This is a genomic window from Azospirillum oryzae (genome assembly GCF_008364795.1).
Classification (GTDB): domain Bacteria; phylum Pseudomonadota; class Alphaproteobacteria; order Azospirillales; family Azospirillaceae; genus Azospirillum; species Azospirillum oryzae.
Genome location: NZ_VTTM01000017.1, coordinates 62,572 through 82,333, shown reverse-complemented (window position 1 = coordinate 82,333; position 19,762 = coordinate 62,572). Strand labels below are relative to the sequence as shown.

Below are 19,762 nucleotides of genomic sequence, written 5' to 3'. Positions count from 1 at the left end.
TTGAAGGCAGGAGCGTTGCTGGTGGCGCTCTACGCCGCCGGCGCCTATGTGACCGACCGGTACCGTATCGGAATCGACCCGCAAATCTCCCGGTGCCTGCCGGACACCCGGGTGGTGCTGATCGATCGCTGGGACAAGAACATTGAGCGCGGACAACTCGTGGCCTTCGCGGCGAATGGGCTCACGCCCTACTTCAAGAACGGCACGACGATGGTCAAAGTGGCTGACGGTGTGCCTGGCGATCACGTCGCCGTCGGCGAGGCGGCCGTCACCGTTAATGGAGCCAAAGTGGGCGAGGGGCTGGCCCTTGCACGCACCCTAGGCCGGCAGGCAGGTGACTTCGCTCGTGAGCTGGTGGTGTCGCCTGGAGCAATCTGGGTGATGGGCCGGACTATCGACTCTTTCGATAGCCGGTATTGGGGTGAGCTGCCTGTCGCCCAGATCGTGGGACGGGCTTACCGCCTCTTCTGACCCGCCGTCCAAAGAGGTCCCATATGCTCGCGCTTCTTCGGCGTCTTACCCCGACGGCGGCTCCGGTGCGCGGAGAACCGCTGGCGAGCCCTACTCACGGCCCAAGTGCTCCTTTTCCCGCCGATCCGCCAACGGATGCGCAGCATCGAACCGATCGATGCGCCGTGACCGTGTGTGTCCGTCCGATGACCGGCGCTGCCTTTGCTGACGACATCGCGGCCTGCTTACCGGCGCCAGATGGCCTTGTGCTGCTTCTGGCTGATGGCGCCGGTGCTCGTGGGTGCCGGGCTCCGCGCCTTCTGCTGGGGACGGTCCAGAGAGCGGTGAAAGCCATGGAGACGCCTCCTACCGGGCATGACCTTGCGGCAATTCTCGTCGCCGCTGACGCTGCCCTGCACAAGGCTGACGATGGGAGCACGACGGCCATTCTCGGCTACCTTGGCGGAGGTCGGCTGACCTTTGTGAGGGTAGGGGATTCCGAAGCGTGGTCGAGAGATGAGGACGGCCCGGTTGAGATTTCAGGGGGCGAGCGGAACCAGAGGGTAGGCGCCGGAATAACCGATCCCTCTCCTTGCGTGATTGGTGCCAGCACCGATCCGATTGTGATCGGCTCGGATGGGCTCTGGCGCTACCTCTGGCCGGAAAACGCTTTGGCGCTCCTGAAGCTGTCACAGGGCCGGAGCCCTGCAGCCGCGCTGGCATCTGCGGTTCAGAGCCGGTGGGGCCAGCTCACCGACGATCTGTCGGTTATCGTCATCCTGCCATCGCCATAGCGGGCGCTGCCGAAAGGCGACGATTTCCAGCGTCTTTCGGTGGCGCGGATCGATCGCGGATAGCGGTAGTCTTGGGGGCCTTGGACGGGAACCCTTTCCCGATGCTCTCGAGAGTCCGATGCTCGCAAAAACCATTACCTTGCTTGGCTTCGCCTTCACACTTGTCGGCTCCTTTGTCGTTGCCGCCATGGTCGTGGCCGGCCTGTTTTTTTGGGCAGACCTGATCTGGACGGGAACAGAGAGCACCGAGCTTCCAGTCGCCTTTGGGGCTGTGGCGCCGCCCGCCATCGTAGCCGTGATCGCCGCGGTTGGAGTTCTGGTTTATCTGGGACTGAGCGGTAGCACGCCGACCAGCATGCGCAAGCAGTGACCTGCTGGTGCCGCCGCCCCACCTGACCGCGGCGGCCGTTTCAACATCCCCACACATTCAGGACCATCCATGCGCAGCTTCGCCCTGTTGCTCCTTGGCGCGACCGTCCTGGCCACGCCAGCAGTCGCGAGCAACGATGAGATCCGAGCCATCGTGGAGAGGGCGCAGCGTATCAAGCAGCAGGCAGTCACGCAGCCGCCACCGGCGTGGCTCTATGGCAAGGATGCCGCCGAACGCCAGATGTCCATGCCAGACGCTGGGCCCGCCGCCGGGCAACCTCCGCGCGACGATGGCCTGCGGGTGAAGGTCCTCGCATCTTGGGCGCTGGGAGATGCAGCGCTGAAGGAACTCTTCCAAAGCGTCGCCGGTCGCGAAGACGTGCAGGTGCTCTTCAGGGGCGTTCTGCCAGGTGAGACATTCGGGCAGGGCGTCCGGCGGCTTCACGCCATGCTGCGGGACATGGACCCGCTGCCGAACGTGATCATCGATCCTACGGTCTTCCGGGACCTGTCCGTTACAGCGGCACCAGTGGTCGCCTACATGGACGGCGCGAATGTGCTCGCCCATGCCACCGGCCTTACTTCTCCGGAGTTCATCGTCGACAAGGTAAGGGAGGGCGCAACTGGTGATCTTGGCGTTCTCGGCCCCACAGTTGAGGTGGTAGAGCCCGATCTGATCGAGGTGCTGCAGGCAAAGGCCAAAGACTTCGACCTTGAGGGCTACAAGCGCCGCGCCCGCGATGAATTCTGGAAGAAGGCGCGGTTCGACGAGCTGCCGGAGGCAACCGAAAGGCGGGTGCGCTCTATCGATCCGACGGTCGTGGTCACGAAGCCGATCACCGATGCTCAGGGGCGCGTCCTCGTTGAAGTTGGACGCCGGATCAACCCACTCGATAAACTACCCTTCACACAGCGGCTGGTCGTCTTCGACGCCCGCTCTCCTGGCCAAGTGGGAATAGCTGCCAAGCTCGCTGCCGAGGTGCAGGGTAGGCGGCGCGTCACGTTGGTCATGACGGCCATGGACCGAGACGGTAGTTGGGAGGGTCTCGACAAGCTGGAGCAGCGTGTTGATGGTCCGGTCTATCTGCTGACCCCCGACATCAAATCCCGCTTCAAGTTGGAGCGCGTGCCATCGCTCATCGAGTCCGATGGGCGCGCGTTCGTCGTCACCGAAATTCCTCCAGAGAAGGGCAAGCCCTGATGCGCCGCCTTTTCGCCGCTGCCGCTTTGGCCCTCGGGCTCATTGCAAGCCCCTTGTCGTCTGCCGTGGCCGACCCTGCTTGCCAAAACTCCGAACTGTTCTCGGGGAAGTTGCTCACCGACATTTGCTGGGGCTGCATCTTCCCCATCAAGGTGGCGGGCATCCCCTTGGGCGGTGGGAGCAGTCGTGTGCCGGAAGGAGCCACGAAGAAGGCGCTGTGCCTGTGCAGCGACCGGGCTGGATTGCCGAAGCCGGGCCTGACGATCTCCATGTGGCAGCCGGCGAGAATTGTGGAGCTGGTGCGCAAGCCTGGATGTTCGATGGCGCTCGGGGGCATCACGTTGCCCATCTCACGGCGCATGCAGGGCACAAAGGGGAACTCGGAGCTCGACTATGGGGACAGCGCTTTTTATCACTATCACACATACGCCTTTCCATTGCTCATCATGCTTGACCTGTTCGTTGACAACAACTGCGTCAGCGATGGCTTCTTCGACTTCGATCTCATGATGATCTCCGAGCTAGACCCGACCTGGAACAACTCGGAGCTAGCGTTCTTCACTCAGCCGGAGGCGGCGGCCGTTGCCGATCCCATCACGCAGTCCGCGTGCGTGGCGGACGCTGCCGCCGCAACAGCTGGGCGGCCGATCACGAAGATGTTCTGGTGTGCGGGAGCTTGGAGCACGTCGATCTATCCCTTTTCGGGCTGGGATGACGCCCTTGGCTCGTTGGCGGAGAACACTAACCTCCTGGCCGCTCGGTCTATTGCGGTGGCGCATCGCCGGGGGCTCTCCTGGCGGACCATGGGGGACGACGCCCTGTGCGGCGGACGTATCGACCCCATGTTCCCAAAATCTCAATATCGCTGGAGTATGTTCTTCCCGTTGCCCGAGGCACGAAGTGATCATGTTACCGGTGAGTCCGATTGGCGTTGGGGAATGGGAAAGCAAATCCCGGCAATAGGAGAGGACTCAATGTTTATACTTTGGCGCTGGGTCGACTGCTGTTCTTCTTTTATGTAGGCGGATGCAACCGATGAAATGCATGTTTCTCTGATTGGTAAGTGGCAGTTCTACTGCTTCAGAACCTATTCTGGGATGCCCAGTCGATTGGTATGTGGCTGAGTTGGCCGCCTCAAGCAAAGGTGCGCCAAAGGTAACGCAGACCTGAGCGTTCAGTTCGATCATGAGGCGACGAAAGACGCTGAAAACGCGCGTCTTTCAGCGGCGCGAGGGACGTTTGCGATAGGCGATAACTGAAGGCGGAAATTCCCGTGGCATTTCGCCGCTTCCGCCTCGTTCTTCGTCTGCGTGAGACCCCCATGAAACTGCTACGCACGTCTTGGCTCGCCCAGCCGATCGCGGCCATAGTCGTATCCGCGCTGGTGACCGTGCAGACTGGCGCGATTGCTCTGGCCGCGGACCCCATCGCCAGCGGCGCTGCTGCCGGACGGGCGGTAGGCGGCTCCATTCCGAACGTGAATGACCTTTTTTCTGCCCAGCCGAATGGGCAGGTCACCCTTTGGCCCAACTCCTCGAAGCCGCTGTCGCTCTCATCGGGCGATATGTTCCCTGGCTCAAGCGGCCAGAATGCCGACACCACCCAAGCGCTATATGGCAACGACAATGCCATGCGGGACGCTGGCACAGAGGCCCACAAGCGTCTGAAGACTGAGGAGAGCCGCACCGGCGAAGCCTACCGGACCCTGGTGGGCTCGGCCAACGTGACAAGACCGAACCTCGATAATGACCCACTCTGGGCTAAATCCGACTTCACTTGGAATAATCTGCCAGCCGATTTCCAGGACTGCAAATCCTCGACAACTTTCAGCAAGGGGTCCTTTGCGGCTCATATCCCGGACTATAAGACTTGCGAGCGCATAACGGACGAGAGCCGGAACTGCACTCTTCAGCATACCTATAAAGCAGGCATCATCAATCACAAATCTGGTCCTCTTAATCTAGCCTCATGCGGCGACGGTTGCCTCTACATCTGGATCGGCACTGTTGGTGACAACTACTGGCAGGGAAACTGCACGATCTTCGAGGAGGCAATTGAGGTTGACGTTTTCAATCCCGATGCGGTGATCTCGGCGACTGTCGACTACGCCAAGTGGGACGATTACATGCAGATCCTCATGAAGGGTCAGAAAGTGTGGTCCGGTCCCGATAGTAATTTCCCGCCGGAAACTGTCGGTAACTGCGAAAACGGGGTAAGTTGGCAGAGAAACCTTAGCGTCGATGTGACCAGCTATTTCAAGACCAAGGGGCCATTGGAATTTCGTACTCGGACATCTGTCACGGGCAAAGGGGAAGGCTATGCTCGTCTCAAGGTCATTTATGACCCCAAGAAGGTGCTAGCTGTGGACGAATATTCCCCGCCGGATTGCGAACGGTCGACCAAGGGCCTAGCCGACAAATTCTGCAAGGGCACCTATCAGTGCTTGGACATGCCAACTTTGGACGCCGATGGATGCGCGGTCATTGACGGGATCAAGCTGTGCGAATCCGACATGGTACCCATCCATCCGGGCTTATCCCCGATGTGTCGCAAGGCGAGCATCAATGCCACATGCGACTTTTACAAGGGCCAGATGGACTGTTGGGTTGATGCGCAAGGCCAGCAGCAATGTCCGAAAACCAGCGGCGAAAACATGGCCTCATGCGCGAGCTATGAGGCGAATCCAGCTTGCGGCTTTATCAAGTCGAGTTGCGTGCAGGGGGCGCAAGGAACGTCCGGCGCCTGCTACGTGATGGAGGAGCAGTGGGATTGTGGGCACTCGGCAACGGTTCCAACCGTGACCCGCAGCACCGAAACAAGTTGCCCTGGACCAATCCGATGCATGGGCACCGACTGCGTGAACCCGCAGGCCGAACTGAGCGACGACTTCGCGCGAGCTGCGGCCACATTGTCGGCCGCCCGCTTCATGGCTATGGATGCTGAGTGCAACGAGGATACAATTGAGGCCAACCGCAATTGTACGGTCTTCAAAGGGAAGGCGCAGTCTTGCAAAAAAGCGGTCGGCGGCATCGTCGATTGCTGCGCATCAACGTCTACCGTGTCTCTCGGCGATTATATTTCGCTGATTCTGGCTGTCGGCAAGCTGGACAGCGCGGTATCCGCCCTGGACAAGAGCAATGCCATACGTGGAGCTTACGAGACGCTAACCGGGCCAATTGATAGCGCCTGGACTGAGCTTAACAAGCCCTTCGTCCAGGGTTGGGAGAACATATGGGGTGGCACGGAAAGCGTCGCATCGGACGCTGCGTCGAAGACGCTCATCGGCTCCATCCAACAGACCTTATTAAACAAGGTCGGCGACTGGACCGCTCAGGTGTTCGGTGACGCGGCAGCCAACAGCCTCTTTTCGGTCGCAGAAACTGGCGGGTCAGCGTTCGTAGGTGGCACTGCGCAGGGGCCCCTGCAGTTGGGCGGCGGCCAAGCGATTATCGGGTCGGTACTCGGCTGGGTAATGATTGCCTATACCGTCTACCAGATCGTAATGATCCTGATAAAGATCATCTGGGCGTGCGAGAAGGAAGAATTCGAGCTTAATGCGCAGAAGCAACTCAAAAACTGCCACCAAGTCGGTAGCTACTGTAATAGTAAGGTGGCGGGCGTCTGTATTGAGAAGAGGGAGTCTTACTGCTGCTTTAACTCGCCATTGTCAAGGATCATTCAGGAACAGGTGCGACCGCAGATCGGTTTGTCCTGGGGCACTCCAAAGGATCCGGATTGCCGTGGCATCACGACTGATGAAATTCAGCTCGTCGACTGGTCAAAGGTCAATCTAGACGAGTGGCTGGGATTGCTTGCCGAAACTGGGCATCTACCGACGGACTCAAACGTGAGCGTTGAAAAGCTCACTGGTGCTGGGAGCAGCTTGAATGTTGGTACACGGATGGATTCCAGTCAGCGGGCAAAGGAACGGATCGGTGGCATCAACGTGGACAAGGCGCGCAAGGACGCGACGACCGAACTAAAGTCTAGGCCTCTCCCCGGGAATTAAACAGGAGGCGTACAGCTCCAGTCCGCATCGGTCACCGAGCTGCCATCTCCTCACCAGAGAACCAAACTCGGCGTGATCCTGGTCGGGTTCACCCCTCTTGGTAAGTGCCATGGGGATGGCGGTTATGAAAGCCGCCATCCCCAGCATGCGGCTCTGAGCTGCAGGCGGCCCGAATGCCGCAATACCGCTCCAGGCCGGCGCCGGCCGACGCCAGACATGGGTGCTGCTGGTCGTGGCAATCAGCGCCTTATCGGCGGCCCCGCTGCGGGAATGGCGCCAATCCTGGCCTGGGAAGCCGTCGCAGACGGCGATGTTAGCAACAGCCTCAGATCGGCGGTGCCATTTGTTCGTGACTACCTGCCGCGGTTCGGCAGCCCAACGTTCTTGCCAAAATAACAGATATCTGTTATCCGTCTTTAAGAGATATCTGTTAACCGACTTGAAAGATATCTCATTAACTGGACGAAAGAGATATCGCCTTGACGAAATCAGAGATATCCCCGAAAAGGCGTGGCATGGCCCGCCCCAAAAAGTACATCGAGGACATGGTTGCCCGTTTCGCCGAAGGGACCTTCGAGCGGATTAAGCGTGTCCTCACCGAAGGTGAGGATCGGGCCGACTTTGTGCGGGATGCGGTCGAAAAAGAGCTGTCTCGCCGAGAACGGAAACGCTCCGCGCCTGCCTCCAGCGCGGCCGATGCTTAGACGTCCGCTTTCCCGTTACCCTCGCGGCGGGCACGGCAGCTGCTTAGCGACTGGACCTGCGGGAGCGGCGGCACGTTCCTTGTTCGCTTGGAGCCGCCGCTCATCCAGCTGCGGCGTTTAGTCTGCTGGGATGCCGCGCCTGGAATCGAGAAAGGCGTGGTCCGAAGACCACGCCCTCCCAAGGTGCATCATAAAAAGTGTGTTCCCCAACACACTACCCTGCGAGAGGGCATTCAAACCATATTGGCGCCCGACCAGCAGCGCAAGGCCCAACCGCGTCAGGAGCGAGGCTGTCAGAGAGTTCTCGCTTAACGTCCACGCAAGACGCTGAACCTGATTATGAGCGAACGCTATGTCTGGGCAGCGCCCATGAAAAGAGGGAGCCAACTCGGTGGCTCCCTCTTTTCGGATCGTCGGACTGGTGCGTCGCGATCGACGCAATCACTCGGCGGGAGCTGCGGCGATCTTCGCGGCGGAGATCACACCGGCGCCCGTTGGTTCCGTCGCCGCAACTGCCGCCATGGCGGCCGCCACCGGAGCGGGACCAGATGCCGCGTTGTCCTCCGACTGTAGGGCCGGCGCCGTGCCCGTGCTCTTGGGGGCGCGTTTCTGCCGGCTCTCCCCCGCGTCGTTGTCAGACACCGTGGCCGTTTCCGTGTCGCCGACAACCTTGCTGACCTCCTCGCCCTTGTTCTTGCGAACAGCGGCGGCGCGAGCGCGGCGCTCCAAGGCGATGACGCTGTTGCCGAGACGGACGAGGCGGCGCTGCCACTCCCAAGTTGCCGTGGCCTTCTGCTTGCCATCCATCACGCCGGCGAACCACAGGCTATCCACCACCCCGATGAGCTTGTCGTAGCCTTCCAGGAGCATGAGGAAGCGCATGGCCTGCGGCGAGCTGACCTCGAGAGGCTTGGAGATCGGCTTCGAGTACTCCGGCACGACGTCGATCATGTTCGACGTGCGCACCTGCTCAAGCTGGGCGAGGGTGGCGCGGAGCGCTTCCTCCTCGTCCTTCAGGTTGCTGTTGATGATCTCTGATACCGCTTCGGCTTCCTTGGAATCGCCGATGATGCGCAGCACGACCTCGGTGATGTACATCGAAGACATCGTGGTCGCGAGGATTCGGGATTCCACCTGCTGCGCCTGGTGGCTCTTCAGCACTAGCGTCTTGTGCAGGACCGGCGTGGAGTAGTCGGCGTGTGTCCGCGGTGCGCGGGTGGAGACGCGGCCCTTCCCGGGCTGCCGGCCGGCCCCGGCGGGACGGCGCGGGGCCTTACCGTTCGAGGTGTCCTCCGAGTTTCGGGCCGGATGGGACTGGATCGACGCAACCGACTGTGCCGGCTGCTGGTCGGCGTTTTCCATGGTGATGAATACTCCGGGGAGTGGTGGACCTGTGCTCCACACCCTAATCAACCAATGAGCTTTTTCGCGCCTTTGAAAGACGCGCAAAATCGGCGTCTTTCTGCCCTATCGCTCCCAGCGTCGGAGCGTTACATTGGCTACACTTAGCGCCGCTTGCTTGATGCAGCGATGCCAAAGTGTCCGGCTTCAGCTGGGGACCTAGTTGGGGTCCTAAAACAACCAGCATGTAGCTCGCCGGTTTGCCGCCGAGCGTGTTCCCACCAAGAGGGAGGCTTCTCCCTCCCCGCGTGGGGTCGGGACGCGCCTCCTTCATCCTCATGGAATGAGGGCGCATCATGTCCCTTGATCTCTGTGCTTTTGAGGGCGTCCAGTCCTCCGAGCTCAAACTTAGCCTGGCGGCCGACGTTTACGCCGGCTACCGAGCGGGTCGCTATCCATGGCGCACTGCCCACTCCGCTCTTCGCCGATTGGCCGTGCCTTCGGATGCGATCAACACGGGGCTGCACACCGAGACCGTTCATGCGGTACCGGCGGTGATCCGCCCTTATCTCGAAGCCTGACCTTCCCCAACCAGCACGGACAAGTCTCCACCCTGGGCAGGGGAGGAGTTCCGTGCATCGCAACCTGAATAGGATGAGGTGCATCATGAACATCTGGCATTTCAATGGTCGTTTGGGCCGCGACGCCGAACTGCGCACCACGCAGGGCGGCGAAAAAGTCCTCAGCTTTCCGGTCGCCAACGATATTGGCTACGGAGAGAACAAGACGACACAATGGGTCGATTGCTCAATGTGGGGGACGCGAGCTGAGAAACTCGCCGCCCTCCTCAAGAAGGGCAGGGAAGTGTCCATTGCTGGCGAAGTCACGCTTCGTGAATTCGAGCGGCGCGACGGCAGCAAGGACAAGGCCCTCACCGTTCGCGTGAGTGAGCTCGACCTGCACGGCGGTCAGGGTCAGGGTCGGGAATCCGACAACAGCGCTGGCAACAGTCGTAGCAACGGCTCGGTCAATGGCGCGCGTGCCGCCGGCGAGCCCGACCACCAGGGTGGTTCTGATCGCCAAGGTGCCGCCGGTCGTCCAGGTGGTTCCGACCGGAAGGGCAGACAGGATCGTTCGCGATCCCAGAGCTCGGCAAACCGCAGCCAAGGCAGTGCCGCTGGGGATGATGGATGGGACCAAATCCCGTTCTAATTTTGCCCGCGGTTCTAAGTTAAGGGCGCGGCCTAGCGTCCCTGAGGGGAATGCCGTGCCCTCCGATGTGGAGGTGCACATGCGGGTTCTCCAGAACATCGTCTTCGGCGTTATCGTGGCCGCTATGGCTGGGGTGACTGTCCACCAAGGCCTGTACGCGATCATTAAGACCGCCGAACAGGAGCAGATGACGATGACTGCGCGGCTCAGCGACAACCGCTGATCCGCTCTACTCCTTCCCACTGGGGCGCACTTGCTCGTCCCAACGTGGGGCGTGGAGTGTGCCTCTGCAGCATTGCGCTAGGAGGCGCAAAACCATGACCGAGATCTTCAAACCCGTCCTGAAGGCTTTCGTGCTCGCCATGATCGCGCTCTACGCGATCTACCTTGTCGCAGGCTTCCTGTTTGCGCTGGGGGAGGCGGACACACTCCGGAAGGCACAGGAAAACCTGCTGCTCAGGACCAAATGCGATGCCGAAGCGATGGGCGTCGGCTACGTGGCTCGCAAGCCGGGGGAACCCGATCCGTGCGAGCCGTTCCGGCCAAAGCCGGCCGCCGAGGCTCCGTCTTCGTCCAATTAGGACAACGACGTCTCGCGCTGACCTGAACTGACCGTCACAACCCAATAGGGGGCGCCGCTCGCCCCTCAGGGGGAAGTGGCGCCTTCTCATTCATCTGAGAGGGACAGAAAGATGGGCGAAGTCATTTCGCTGCAACCGCGGATCGCGTATCCGGTGGAAGCAAAGAGCTACGGGGTCAATGAGCAGACTTGGCGGGTACTGGTGGAATCCACCTTCCCGTCCGCCAAGACCGCTGAGGGCATCTTGCTCGCGGTGGCCTACTGCCAAGCCCGCAAGCTCGACATCATGAAGCGCCCCGTGTCGATCGTGCCCATGTGGAGCTCCGCATTGCGGAAGTACGTGGAGACGGTTTGGCCGGGCATCAACGAGGTGCAGACCACGGCTGCCCGAACGGGCGAGTTCGCCGGTGTCGACGCCCCGATCTACGGGCCGGAGATCACGGAGACGTTCACCGCGGAGGTGAACGATGAAGACGGTCCACGTGGCTCGAAAAAGACTGTGACGGTTACCCTCAAGTTCCCTGAATGGTGCACGGTCACCGTGTACCGCCTTGTTGGCGGTGTCCGGTGCCCTTTCACCGGGAAGGTTTACTGGATGGAGACCTACTCCCGGAAAGGTGCTCGGGGCGTCCTCCCCACGGACATGTGGGTGAAGCGGCCAAAGGGCCAACTCGCCAAGTGCGCCAAAGCCGATGCGCTACGCGCCGCCTTCCCCGAGGAATGCGGCGGCTACAGTGCAGAGGAGATGGATGGCAAGGTGATCGAGGCCGACGAGGCTGACATCCCACGCCGCTCCAAGCGTGGCGTGCCGCAGTCCGCGACCGTCATGGACATCGACCCGAAAACGGGAGAGGTCCTTGGCGGTCAGCCGGTTCCGGAACCGAAGCCCGATCTGCTTCAGGTCGGCGTCGAGGTGAAGGAGCTGATCGGAAAGCTGGTGCGCCGTGCGCTTCCCAATGGTGCCTGGGAAACGGCCATCGGGTATGCCGCAGAGCGCCTGAAGGACAACGACTTGGCTTATGCCAAGTATGTCCTACGGCAGGCCGAGCGCTCCCAGTCCGTGTCTGACAAGGTGCGAGCTTCCACGACGGAGCTGATCCAGCGTGCCGGTGCCGCCGGCGCCTGGACAGGAGCGAAGGACTACCTGTCGAAGCTCCGCAACGACGGAAAGCTGAGCGACCTCGACTTCGAGTACGCTCAGGCCGAAGTCGATCTGGCCCAGGCGGAAGCGGTCGCGACTGCCGCCGCCATGAAAGAGGCCGTGTAGGCGCTGTCCACGTCCATTCCTGTTCCGGGGTGCGCAAGCGCCCAGCGCGGGAAAGATGACACCCTGGCCGGGGCTTGCCCCGGAGGAGAGCAGCATGCTCAGCAAGATCAGAAAGCCGGAGGCAGTGAAGGGCAGGGCGTTGGGCTGGAAGGCCACGACGCAAGTCTTCACCTTCGAGGATATCACCGCGATGGCTACCGCGGCGTTGCGATCGGCCGGCGTGACCGCGATCCGTTCGCTGCCGGACGAGCACTTAGCTCGCTATTCGCCCCCGTTCCGGAACCGGGACATGGGGCCAGACCGGCTAGCGTAATTCACGACGAAAATCCCCGCTGGGGCGCACGACGCCCCCGACCGGGGAGACGTGCGCCTCCGCCCTTGCAGAGGTGCATCATGAAGATCGTCAACCTTCGCCAGGGCTCGGCCGAATGGCTGGCATGGCGCGATCAAGGCGTGTCGGCTTCCGACATTGCCGTGGTCCTCGGCATTAGCCCCTACAAGACGCCTTGGCGCCTGTGGGCGGAGAAGGCAGGCAAGGTTCCTCCGGAGGATTTGAGCGGCAACATGTTCGTCGCTCATGGCAAGCGGTGCGAGCCCGCTGTTCGCGCGTGGTTCGAGGCGAAGCATGACACCATGCTTTTTCCCGCCTGCGCCGAAGCGGACCATCCGATCATCCGCGCCAGCTTCGACGGCCTGACCGATGACGGAATCCCCGTCGAACTCAAGGCCCCGTCGGACTCGGTGTTCGATGAGGTGGTGGCGCTCCGCGAGGACGCGACTGCTTTTCGCCTCTATTCCTGCCAAGTGCAGGCTCAGATTTTCGTGTCCGGCACGGACCACGGCTATCTGGTGTTTGGTCGCGTGATCGAGAAGGAAGATGGCAGCCTCGTCGTTGACGAAGCCGTCGAATTTCGTGTCGACCGGGACGAGGCATTCATCGCCGACATGCTTCAGAGGGCAGAGGCCTTCATGGGGGCGGTGAACGCCGGCAAGGAGCCGAAGAAGGATCCTTCCCGCGACACCTACTCCCCAGCGTCCGATGAGGAAAAGCAGGAGTGGGAAGTTGCAGCGATGGAGTACCGAGATGCTGCTGCGAAGATCGACGCCCTCAAGGCTGAGATCGCGACACTGACCCTGAAGCAGGACAACGCTAAGGAGCGGCTGATCAAGCAGATGGGGCAGTTCGCCCAAGCTGAAGCATCGGGCATCCTTATCACCCGTTACATCTCCAAGGGGCGGGTCGATTATACGGCCCTCCTGGAGCATCACAAGGTTGCCGTCAGCGACGCCGATTTGGACAAATTCCGTAGCGCCTCCTCAGAGAGCGTCAAGGTGAGTGTCAAGAAGGCGAAGCCAACAGGCACCCAAAGCGTGGGCCCGGTCGTAGCCGCGGCTGCGTAGTTCGCAACACAAGTTCATCCCCACCTGGGGCGCAGACATGCTCCCCTCCGGGGCATGGTGCGCCCCGACTTCCCCAAGAAAAGGTGCATCATGTTTAAGAACTTCAGCGTTCGCGACACGTTCGATCAGCCGAAGGCCCCGCCGCAGTTTACGGTCGAGGGCTTTGCCGACGATACGAACCCTCTCATCCCGAAGCGGGACGATCTCTACGTTTTCGATCGCATCAAGCTGCGGGACATCCTTGCCTTTGCTGCCGATCCTATGGGAGATGCCATGTGGATCGGTGGCCCGTACGGAGCTGGCAAGACGTCCATCGTCACCCAGACGCTCTCGCGCCTGAACTGGCCGACCATGTGCTTTTCCTGGCATAAGCGTCGCGAGTTCGCCGATCTCGTTGGTCATCAGGCCATCGTCGGCGGGCAGACGAAATTTGTTCACGGGCCGCTGCCCGTCTGCATGACCCACGGCTACGCTCTCGTCATCAACGAGGCTGACCGCGGCGATGCCGGCGAGCTGGTCGGTCTCAACGATATCTTGGAAGGATCGCCACTGGTGATCCCCGAGACCAACGAGGTGATCCATGCCCACCCGAAGTTCCGGCTGTTCGTCACGGCGAACAGCATGGGGTCGGGTGATGCTTCGGGCCTTTACGCCACCAGCATCCAGGTTCTCGATCCCGCCTTTCTGGATCGCTTCCGCTTCATCAGCGTGGGCTATCTGGAGCCGGACATCGAGGAATCAATCTTGGAGCGCGTGGCGCCGAAGGTGCCGCAGGCTATCCGGGAAAACATGATCAAGGTCGCTAACGACATCCGTCGCCTGTTCCTGGGCGGCGAGGACGGTGGCTCCGAGCTTTCCCTCACCATGTCCACCCGCTCTCTCGTGCGGTGGGCACGGCTGACGGTCGCCTTCAAGGGGGCTCCCAACGCGGTCGGCTTTGCTCTCGAGCGAGCCTTCAGCAACCGGGCGGAACCTGAGCAGCGGCAGGCGATCCACCAGATCGCAGCCGATGTCTTCGGCGATCTCTGGGAGGCTAATTGATGGCGGGCGAGCGCTGGCTGTTGGCGCGGTATAACCGCTCCGACGGCACCTCCAAGGATTGGGCTGTTGCCGTGATCGGCGGAGACTTGTTCGTGCGCTTCGGCAAGACCGGACAGGCCATGCAGAAAAAGCCCATCGCCAAGTCGTCCTGGAAATCCAGCGGCGCGGCGGCGGAGGGTCGTCGGCGACTGTGGGAGCAGACTGAACAGGGTTATGAGATCCTGGGCACTTGCACCTTCGGCGCCGACGGTAAGGCCACCGATCTGCAAAGCAACCCGGCTGCGGAAATCCCCGCGGCTGAGGAGGTTACGTCGAGACCGGCCACCATGAAGGACGCCGACATCTTCTTCGAAATCACCGCTGTCTCCTGGCAGCGGCTTTTTGAGGTGATGGAGGTGGCCGTGGGCAGGCTCTCCGATCACTATGAATGCCGGTGGAGCACCCGTGAGGGTATCCCGACCGGGGTTCCGGTGATTGAGGGCTGGACGCCGGCATTCGACGGCCACACCGGCATCGGGAGGGTGCGGCACGCGGGGTCGCTGCGGCGGGCCAACGGCGTCGGCGCCCTCCTGTTTCTCCTGACCATGCGTATGGTCGCGTCTGCGGACGTGACGGTCAACGTGGTCAAGGCGGACGGTGGCACCATCGACAAGGACCTGCGCAAGGAGGCGGCTCTGCTCGCCACCTTCGAATCCTCTGTCGACCTCATCACGCCGGCTGCCGAAGATGCCGGGCTGATCCCGAAACGGATCAAGCTCTCACAAATCGACACCGGCCAAGCCGACTATTGGTTCTGAGCGGGCTTACAGCCCGCTCTGCCACCCAGAACATCCTTCCCCAATGGGGCGCGGTTCACTTCGCCCCCAGGGGAGGAGTGGGTTCGCGCCTCGTTTCACAACGAGGCTGCATCATGAAGACCCTTGATAAGGTTGACATTCTCTCGCTGGGCGTGACGATCTGGACCGGACGCAAGAAGCTCCGGGCCGAAGATTTGAACCTCGGCGTGGGTGGTGAACTGCCTTCTGAAGACGTTGCCAGTCTGGGCTCCAAGAAAGTCATGGACCCTGATCGGCTCAACGTCTTCCACAAGCTGAAGAAGCAGATGGAACGCCTCTTGGAGAGCGTTGGCATCCGCTTCCTAAGCGGCTACGCGATCCCACGCGAGAAGACCGAAGCGGTCACCGAAGCTCTGGACAAGATCGTTCGGGAGTTTCTCGGCGAGAAGAGCACCTTCCTGGCCGAATACGATAAGGAGGTGGAAGAGTGGATCGCCAAACACCCCAACTTCGAGGACGCGCTGCGCCGGGCCATTGAGCCCGCCTCGGCGGTCAGTCATCGACTTTGGGCCGATTACAGCACCTTCCGGATCTCGCCGGCCGACAAGAGCGGCTCGCTGGACCGCGAGGTTGCGCGCATGGGCAATCAGCTTTTGGCTGAGGTCGCACAGGAGGCCAATGAACTCTACGAGAAGTCGGTGGCTTCCCGGACGGAGAAGAGCCTGTCACGGCGTATCGCAGGGCCGCTCAAGCGGATGCGCGATAAGCTCGACGGACTTTCTTTCCTGGATGGCGCTGTGGCTCCAATGGTGGCTGGCATTGACGAGTTGATCGCCAGCTTTCCGGAGAAAGGCAACATCGAGAACGGTGTCTACCACGAGGTCGTCGCGAAGATCCTGATCCTGTCGGACCCCGACAAGATCCGGTCCTACGCGGCGAGCCGCCCGGCGACGGGTGGCTTCGGCGACCTCTTTGCATCTGTCGAGGATGGGGACATCGTCGATCCTGATGCTGCCTTCCCGGAAGAGGAAGATGCGGACGAGCCAGAGGCTGTCGTCCACGTCACGCCTGCGCAGGTCGAGGCAACGATGGCTGAAGGGCCGTCAGACCTCTCCATCTTCGACGGCTTGTTCGGTGATGGTGATGACGCCGCCTCTCCTGCCACGGATGGCGTAGTGGTCGAGGAGTCCAACTCCGACACTGCGACGCCAGCACAGGCAGAGGATGCGGGTCAGGTTACACCCGTCGCCGCTGAGGCTGTCCCGACCGCACCGGTTGAGGCAGTCACGGAGACGGTTGAACTCGCGCAGGAAGCCGACCAGAAGCCGGTAGAGCAGGATGCCCGCCCGGGTGCCGAGCCGGCATCTCTGGGGGCGGAAGCTGCGTCGCCGGCTAGTGCAACTCCGGAGGAACCGGAGATCGCGCCCAACGCGGAGCCGGCTGCTGTTGAGGCGGCGGTCGAAACCGAGGTGGACGACACCGACGACCTGGACGAGGCGGAAGACGACGGGAAGCTCCCTGACATGATCCCGCCGACGGCCGCACCGGTCGAGGTTGTCGAATCCTTCTTCTTCTAAGCAACCCAAGGCGGGGGAGTACTTCTCCCCCGTCGAGGGGGGCTCCTTCGCCCCCCAGGCGAAAGGCACGAGAATGACGGTCAATCAGACCATGCAAGGGACAGGGCTGGCTGCCAAGCCGGCCAAGACGTCTCGTAAAGCTCGCACGCTCTATGACTCGCTGCCCATTGTGGCAGCGGCGCTGGGCAAGAAATTCGGGGTACAGGTCATCGTCTCTGGCAACGAGATGATGACCGACGGGAATCGCGTCTACGTGCCGGCATTCGACCCCGACGAGCCGGACCTGTGCGATCTCGCCTACGGCGTCATCGCGCATGAAGCCGGTGGGCACATCCAGTTCACGGATTGGAATGTCGTTCATCGCGCGTACTACCAGCCGCTCCGTCGGGAGCTGCTGAATATCATTGAGGATGTCCGGATCGAGGCGGCGCTCGCCGTCGACTATCCTGGGACCCGCAGGACTATCGCCAAGGTGATCGACTATCTGATCCGCCGCGGCGAAATGAGGGCCGTCAACGAGAAGGCGCATCCGGCTGATATCCTGTCCGGCTACTGCCTGCTACGCCTGCGATGTGATGTTCTTGGCCAGAAGGCCTTGGAGTCTTTCGCGGACGAAAGCGAGGCCGTAGCGGCACAGACCTTCCCGGCCGGTGCCATGGTCAGGCTTCACGCGTTGCTTTCTGAGGTGAAAAACCTCGAGAGCACTGCGGATGCCCTCGATCTCGTAGACCTCATCCTCACCATGCTCAAGCAAGAGGAGGATAAGGCTCGCCAACCCCCTCCGCAGCCGCCGCAACAACAGCAGCAGGACCAGCAGAACCAGAGCGTCCCGCAACAGCAGGGCGGGTCCGGGTCTGACAACGAGCAGGACGCCCAAGGCGATGACGACGGTAGCGATGCCGACGATGCCACAGGCGGTTCTGGCACGTCCAAGGACGGCACGTCCGAGGATGATGACGCAACTGACGACGCCGGCAGCGATGCCGACGGCGACGGTGGCGGCGATGATGAAGGGCAGGGCGACAGTGCGAAGCCTGGAGCCGCTTCTGACAGCGCCGACGGCGACCAATCCGGTGACGGAGAGGGCGACGATGGTGGCGATAGCTCGGGGTCCGGCTCGGACACCGATGACAGCGCCGACGACGACCAATCCGGTGACGGAGAAGGCGACGATGGTGGCGATAGCTCAGGACCCAATTCGGCCGGCAGTGATGCCGGCGATGCGGGCGGCTCTGGCTCCGATCAGGGTGGAGATTACGATCCCAACGGCGCCGACGCGATTGCGAAGGCTCTGTCGGCCTCGACCGACGATGTGGGGTCGAAAGACCTCTTCCAAAAGGCGGCCAAGGACCTGTCCAACAGCGCCGCCAAAGCACCTGTGCAGAGTCGGGTTCCGGCCATGGCTCAGCCGCAGGAGGTGCAGGCCAACCCGCTCATCGGACAGGGGATCGTTTCTCGCGTCCGTGGCACGAGCGGTCGGGTACGTGCCCAACTGCTGGGTCTGGTGCAAGCCAGCCAACGGGAGGACGAGATCACCCGCCGGCGCGGCCGTGCGGTGAACGGCCGAAAGATCACCCGGATCTTGACGGGTGACACGCGGGTCTTCACGCAGCGCACGGACACCCGTGCCCCCAACGCCGCGATCCACATCCTCGTGGACCGCTCCGGTTCCATGGCGGCGCAAGCCGCCCATGTCAACGGAGGGGCCAGTCGGAACCGGCTGGACGTGGCGATCGACAGCGCGGTTGCCCTCGCGACGGCTCTCGAAGCCATCCCGGGCGTCAACTCGGCGATCACAGCCTTTCCGGCAAGCCGGAGCGACTATGATCAAGATCACCAGCGCGCCATTGGCGTTCTGCCTCTTCTGAAGCATGGACAGAAGGTGCGTCAGGTGGTCGGCAACTTCGCGGTGGCCCCGGCCGGCGGCACCCCTCTGGGGGAAGCCATGTGGTATGCCGCCGCGCAGCTGGTCAACACGACCAAGGAGGAGCGTAAGCTGCTCCTCATCGTGACCGACGGCGAGCCCAACAACTCAGACCAAGTCATCGACATGGTTCGGCGTTGCCAGGCCTCGGGCATCGAGGTGATCGGCATCGGCATCCAGATCGACCGTGTTCGGCAACTATTCCCGACCGCGGTCGTCATCCAGGACCTCACCGAGCTGAGAAGTGCGCTGTTCGAGATCACGCGCAAGGCTCTCACGGCGGCTGCTGCATAGCAGCCTCGCCCTTTGACCAGCAACCCCGAGGGGGAGCAACGCTCCCCAACGGGGGCGATCTCCCCCTCTCTTCAAAGAACGAGAGGTGCATCATGGAGATCATCGAGAAGATGTTGATCTCCGCTGTGGCCTTCGTCTGCGTCACGGTCTTGCGGCTCTTCTTCAAGGAGTTCCGCGACCACAAAGACCCGACGAGGGCCATGGAGGAGGTCTTCCGCAGGCTGTTCCAGCGGCGGAACAAGGATGTGGTCCCGCAGCCGCCGACCGAACCCCATTTGGATCGGCGTGCAAAACGGGGCCGACTGGTTACGGTGTTTGGAGAGGCGGCGTTCGACGCCACCCACCAACTCGGTGCCTGGTCGGTCTACGCGCGGGACAATACCAAGACGCTCCAGAAGCGGGGCGTCTGGGACAAGCACATCCACACGCGTGACCACGCTTCGGTCGAGGCCCTGGCCCTGGGCATCCACCTGACGGTGGACGAGTTCGACCTGAAGCGCGGTGACATGATCGTGGCGCAGTCCGCAAGCGAGCACGCGGTCGATGTCCTGTCTGGACACAAGACCCTGCGCGACAACCGCAAAGATGAAGCCGCCACACTGGCGGGCGTGAAGGCCATGCTGATCGGAAGGGGCGTTTCCCTGACCGCCAAGCATGTCCACGACCCCGGAGGCGACATCACCAAGCGGTTCCGCGCCAGCACGCTGGCAGAGCACCACGCGCAGCGCGCACTCACCGCCCACCTCGCCGAACGCGAGCGCGGTGAGAGCAACGCCAAGCGGGCCTAAGCACGGGACACACCCGAGCCGCAGCCTGACGACC

The 19,762-nt window shown here is 62.0% G+C and carries 20 protein-coding genes; 19 read left to right on the top strand and 1 reads right to left on the bottom strand.

What is annotated here, in order from left to right:
- Positions 1–21 precede the first annotated feature (21 nt).
- The 7 genes from FZ938_RS28720 to FZ938_RS28690 all read left to right on the top strand — a co-directional run bounded on the left by FZ938_RS28720 (position 22) and on the right by FZ938_RS28690 (position 7,527).
- Complete coding sequence (locus tag FZ938_RS28720; protein WP_136705941.1) at positions 22–471, top strand: S26 family signal peptidase; 450 nt, start codon at positions 22–24, stop codon at positions 469–471.
- A gap of 185 nt (positions 472–656) precedes the next feature.
- Positions 657–1,244, top strand: a complete 588-nt coding sequence (locus FZ938_RS28715) for a PP2C family serine/threonine-protein phosphatase (RefSeq protein WP_109154784.1) — start codon at positions 657–659, stop codon at positions 1,242–1,244.
- 118 nt (positions 1,245–1,362) lie between these two features.
- Positions 1,363–1,614, top strand: coding sequence for a hypothetical protein (locus FZ938_RS28710; protein WP_109154783.1), 252 nt, complete (start codon positions 1,363–1,365; stop codon positions 1,612–1,614).
- A gap of 69 nt (positions 1,615–1,683) precedes the next feature.
- The gene (locus tag FZ938_RS28705) at positions 1,684–2,814 is read left to right on the top strand and encodes a TrbC family F-type conjugative pilus assembly protein (RefSeq protein WP_109154782.1); all 1,131 of its coding nucleotides are present in this window, start codon (positions 1,684–1,686) and stop codon (positions 2,812–2,814) included.
- Positions 2,814–3,836, top strand: a complete 1,023-nt coding sequence (locus FZ938_RS28700; protein ID WP_109154781.1) for a TraU family protein — start codon at positions 2,814–2,816, stop codon at positions 3,834–3,836. The genes FZ938_RS28705 and FZ938_RS28700 overlap by 1 nt, the downstream gene beginning before the upstream one ends.
- A gap of 299 nt (positions 3,837–4,135) precedes the next feature.
- Entirely contained in the window at positions 4,136–6,823 is a 2,688-nt protein-coding gene (gene traN, locus FZ938_RS28695; RefSeq protein WP_109154780.1) for a conjugal transfer mating pair stabilization protein TraN, read from the top strand.
- Positions 6,824–7,338: 515 nt separating this feature from the next.
- Positions 7,339–7,527, top strand: a complete 189-nt coding sequence (locus tag FZ938_RS28690; RefSeq protein WP_109154779.1) for a YlcI/YnfO family protein — start codon at positions 7,339–7,341, stop codon at positions 7,525–7,527.
- Positions 7,528–7,968: 441 nt separating this feature from the next.
- On the opposite strand, the gene FZ938_RS28685 is transcribed toward FZ938_RS28690, so the two are convergent.
- A complete protein-coding gene (locus tag FZ938_RS28685; protein ID WP_109154778.1) occupies positions 7,969–8,889 on the bottom strand; it encodes a DUF1845 domain-containing protein in 921 nt (306 codons plus the stop codon).
- A gap of 335 nt (positions 8,890–9,224) precedes the next feature.
- Here FZ938_RS28685 and FZ938_RS28680 point away from each other — a divergent pair, with 335 nt between their 5' ends.
- The 12 genes from FZ938_RS28680 to FZ938_RS28630 all read left to right on the top strand — a co-directional run bounded on the left by FZ938_RS28680 (position 9,225) and on the right by FZ938_RS28630 (position 19,728).
- Entirely contained in the window at positions 9,225–9,449 is a 225-nt protein-coding gene (locus tag FZ938_RS28680; RefSeq protein WP_136705942.1) for a hypothetical protein, read from the top strand.
- 85 nt (positions 9,450–9,534) lie between these two features.
- Positions 9,535–10,080: a single-stranded DNA-binding protein gene (locus FZ938_RS28675; RefSeq protein WP_109154790.1), complete on the top strand. Its 546-nt coding sequence runs from the start codon at positions 9,535–9,537 to the stop codon at positions 10,078–10,080.
- A gap of 79 nt (positions 10,081–10,159) precedes the next feature.
- Complete coding sequence (locus FZ938_RS30760; protein ID WP_158282502.1) at positions 10,160–10,303, top strand: hypothetical protein; 144 nt, start codon at positions 10,160–10,162, stop codon at positions 10,301–10,303.
- Positions 10,304–10,397: 94 nt separating this feature from the next.
- Positions 10,398–10,661, top strand: coding sequence for a hypothetical protein (locus FZ938_RS28670; protein WP_109154777.1), 264 nt, complete (start codon positions 10,398–10,400; stop codon positions 10,659–10,661).
- Positions 10,662–10,772: 111 nt separating this feature from the next.
- Positions 10,773–11,927 (top strand): phage recombination protein Bet, encoded by a 1,155-nt coding sequence (bet, locus tag FZ938_RS28665; RefSeq protein WP_109154776.1) that lies wholly within the window; start codon positions 10,773–10,775, stop codon positions 11,925–11,927.
- Positions 11,928–12,021: 94 nt separating this feature from the next.
- Positions 12,022–12,240 carry a hypothetical protein gene (locus tag FZ938_RS28660; protein ID WP_136705943.1) on the top strand — a complete coding sequence of 73 codons (219 nt, stop codon included), beginning with the start codon at positions 12,022–12,024 and terminating at the stop codon, positions 12,238–12,240.
- Positions 12,241–12,320: 80 nt separating this feature from the next.
- Positions 12,321–13,328 carry a YqaJ viral recombinase family nuclease gene (locus tag FZ938_RS28655; RefSeq protein ID WP_109154774.1) on the top strand — a complete coding sequence of 336 codons (1,008 nt, stop codon included), beginning with the start codon at positions 12,321–12,323 and terminating at the stop codon, positions 13,326–13,328.
- A gap of 90 nt (positions 13,329–13,418) precedes the next feature.
- Complete coding sequence (locus FZ938_RS28650) at positions 13,419–14,369, top strand: CbbQ/NirQ/NorQ domain-containing protein (protein ID WP_109154773.1); 951 nt, start codon at positions 13,419–13,421, stop codon at positions 14,367–14,369.
- Positions 14,369–15,166, top strand: coding sequence for a hypothetical protein (locus FZ938_RS28645; RefSeq protein ID WP_109154772.1), 798 nt, complete (start codon positions 14,369–14,371; stop codon positions 15,164–15,166). The genes FZ938_RS28650 and FZ938_RS28645 overlap by 1 nt, the downstream gene beginning before the upstream one ends.
- Before the next feature lie 113 nt (positions 15,167–15,279).
- Entirely contained in the window at positions 15,280–16,722 is a 1,443-nt protein-coding gene (locus tag FZ938_RS28640) for a DUF3150 domain-containing protein (protein ID WP_109154771.1), read from the top strand.
- A gap of 73 nt (positions 16,723–16,795) precedes the next feature.
- Positions 16,796–18,940 (top strand): VWA domain-containing protein, encoded by a 2,145-nt coding sequence (locus FZ938_RS28635; RefSeq protein WP_109154770.1) that lies wholly within the window; start codon positions 16,796–16,798, stop codon positions 18,938–18,940.
- Positions 18,941–19,032: 92 nt separating this feature from the next.
- On the top strand, positions 19,033–19,728 hold the full coding sequence (locus FZ938_RS28630) for a hypothetical protein (RefSeq protein ID WP_109154769.1): 696 nt from the start codon (positions 19,033–19,035) through the stop codon (positions 19,726–19,728).
- The last annotated feature ends 34 nt before the right edge of the window (positions 19,729–19,762 follow it).

What these genes read in the sequence shown, in the direction of transcription:
- FZ938_RS28680 (WP_136705942.1), top strand. Translation starts at nt 9,225, where the DNA reads ATGTCCCTTGATCTCTGTGCTTTTGAGGGCGTCCAGTCCTCCGAGCTC.
- FZ938_RS28635 (WP_109154770.1), top strand. Translation starts at nt 16,796, where the DNA reads ATGACGGTCAATCAGACCATGCAAGGGACAGGGCTGGCTGCCAAGCCG.
- bet (WP_109154776.1), top strand. Translation starts at nt 10,773, where the DNA reads ATGGGCGAAGTCATTTCGCTGCAACCGCGGATCGCGTATCCGGTGGAA.
- FZ938_RS28630 (WP_109154769.1), top strand. Translation starts at nt 19,033, where the DNA reads ATGGAGATCATCGAGAAGATGTTGATCTCCGCTGTGGCCTTCGTCTGC.
- FZ938_RS28645 (WP_109154772.1), top strand. Translation starts at nt 14,369, where the DNA reads ATGGCGGGCGAGCGCTGGCTGTTGGCGCGGTATAACCGCTCCGACGGC.
- FZ938_RS28640 (WP_109154771.1), top strand. Translation starts at nt 15,280, where the DNA reads ATGAAGACCCTTGATAAGGTTGACATTCTCTCGCTGGGCGTGACGATC.
- FZ938_RS28660 (WP_136705943.1), top strand. Translation starts at nt 12,022, where the DNA reads ATGCTCAGCAAGATCAGAAAGCCGGAGGCAGTGAAGGGCAGGGCGTTG.
- FZ938_RS28690 (WP_109154779.1), top strand. Translation starts at nt 7,339, where the DNA reads ATGGCCCGCCCCAAAAAGTACATCGAGGACATGGTTGCCCGTTTCGCC.
- FZ938_RS30760 (WP_158282502.1), top strand. Translation starts at nt 10,160, where the DNA reads ATGCGGGTTCTCCAGAACATCGTCTTCGGCGTTATCGTGGCCGCTATG.
- FZ938_RS28715 (WP_109154784.1), top strand. Translation starts at nt 657, where the DNA reads ATGACCGGCGCTGCCTTTGCTGACGACATCGCGGCCTGCTTACCGGCG.
- FZ938_RS28655 (WP_109154774.1), top strand. Translation starts at nt 12,321, where the DNA reads ATGAAGATCGTCAACCTTCGCCAGGGCTCGGCCGAATGGCTGGCATGG.
- FZ938_RS28705 (WP_109154782.1), top strand. Translation starts at nt 1,684, where the DNA reads ATGCGCAGCTTCGCCCTGTTGCTCCTTGGCGCGACCGTCCTGGCCACG.
- FZ938_RS28675 (WP_109154790.1), top strand. Translation starts at nt 9,535, where the DNA reads ATGAACATCTGGCATTTCAATGGTCGTTTGGGCCGCGACGCCGAACTG.
- FZ938_RS28710 (WP_109154783.1), top strand. Translation starts at nt 1,363, where the DNA reads ATGCTCGCAAAAACCATTACCTTGCTTGGCTTCGCCTTCACACTTGTC.
- traN (WP_109154780.1), top strand. Translation starts at nt 4,136, where the DNA reads ATGAAACTGCTACGCACGTCTTGGCTCGCCCAGCCGATCGCGGCCATA.
- FZ938_RS28700 (WP_109154781.1), top strand. Translation starts at nt 2,814, where the DNA reads ATGCGCCGCCTTTTCGCCGCTGCCGCTTTGGCCCTCGGGCTCATTGCA.
- FZ938_RS28685 (WP_109154778.1), bottom strand. Translation starts at nt 8,889, where the DNA reads ATGGAAAACGCCGACCAGCAGCCGGCACAGTCGGTTGCGTCGATCCAG.
- FZ938_RS28670 (WP_109154777.1), top strand. Translation starts at nt 10,398, where the DNA reads ATGACCGAGATCTTCAAACCCGTCCTGAAGGCTTTCGTGCTCGCCATG.
- FZ938_RS28650 (WP_109154773.1), top strand. Translation starts at nt 13,419, where the DNA reads ATGTTTAAGAACTTCAGCGTTCGCGACACGTTCGATCAGCCGAAGGCC.